A 1336-nucleotide genomic window follows, 5' to 3' on the forward strand; every position below is an offset into this window, starting at 1 on the left:
TGATGTAGCCCCCTGAAACACCGGACAGTAGCTGTATCTCCAGATAAGAGATAGGCTTGAATATATGTCTAACACTAACGCCAATTTTGAGATGACCGGGATCCTGTTAGGGCAAGAAGTCCGTAAACGTAAAACTCCTCAGGAGAAGATCGCCATTATCCAGCAGACGATGGAGCCGGGTATGAATGTCTCCCATGTCGCCCGCCTGCATGGTATCCAGCCCAGCCTGCTGTTTAAGTGGAAGAAGCAATATCAGGAAGGCAGCCTCACCGCCGTTGCGGCTGGAGAGGAAGTCGTTCCTGCTTCTGAGCTTACTGCTGCTCTGAAGCAGGTCCGGGAGCTTCAGCGCCTTCTGGGCAAGAAAACGATGGAAGTTGAGATCCTGAAAGAAGCCGTGGAGTACGGTCAGTCGCGAAAATGGATAGCGCACGCGCCCTTGTTGCCAAAGGACGGGGAATAGCCATGGTCAGCCGGACCATGGGCGTGTCGCGTGCGCAACTGTCACTGCGGATTAACCGTTCTGCCGACTGGCAGGACAGGCGCTGTAACCGGCGTAATGAAGAAGCAGACGCAGAAATACTGTCGGCTATCCTCAACATTATCAGCGATATGCCGAGTTATGGTTATCGACGCGTGTGGGGCATCCTGCGCAAGCAACGTCGCACAGAGGGACAGCCACCTGTGAATGCCAAACGGCTTTACAGGATAATGAGCGAGCATAACCTGTTGTTGTTGCATCACAAACCAGAGCGACCGAAGCGTGAACATAAGGGCAAGATAGCGGTGGCAGAAAGCGATATGCGCTGGTGTTCAGATGGCTTCGAGTTCGGCTGCGACAACGGCGAAAAACTGCGGGTAACGTTCGCGCTGGACTGCTGCGACCGTGAGGCCATAGACTGGGCAGCAAGCACGGGAGGCTATGACAGTTCGACCGTGCAGGATGTGATGCTGAGGTCGGTGGAAAAGCGCTTCGGCGACAGGTTGCCCGACACAGCGGTGCAGTGGCTGACGGATAACGGTTCAGCGTATACCGCGTATGAAACGCGGAGGTTCGCGAGAGAGCTGAATCTGGAGCCCTGCACAACAGCGGTGAGCAGCCCGCAGAGTAATGGCATGGCCGAACGGTTCGTGAAAACGATGAAAGAAGACTATATCGCGTTCATGCCAAAACCGGATGTGAGAACAGCACTGCGAAACCTTGCAGTAGCGTTCACGCATTACAATGAAAACCACCCGCACAGCGCGCTGGGATATCACTCCCCGAGGGAATACCGGCGGCAGCGGACATCGTTAACTTAAGATACAAAAGCTGTTCGGAGATGGAGGGTCAAGATCA

Annotated in this window: 1 protein-coding gene; it reads left to right on the plus strand. The window is 54.5% G+C overall.

The features are described from left to right. Positions 1 to 91: 91 nt before the first annotated feature. A protein-coding gene (locus FDW95_RS05575; protein ID WP_089617520.1) for an IS3 family transposase occupies positions 92 to 1299 on the plus strand; the annotation gives its coding sequence in 2 pieces (ribosomal slippage) (positions 92 to 413 and positions 413 to 1299; 1209 coding nt in all). Positions 1300 to 1336: the final 37 nt, after the last annotated feature.

Source organism: Citrobacter sp. wls718, from assembly GCF_005280945.1.
GTDB classification, from domain to species: Bacteria; Pseudomonadota; Gammaproteobacteria; order Enterobacterales; family Enterobacteriaceae; genus Citrobacter; species Citrobacter gillenii.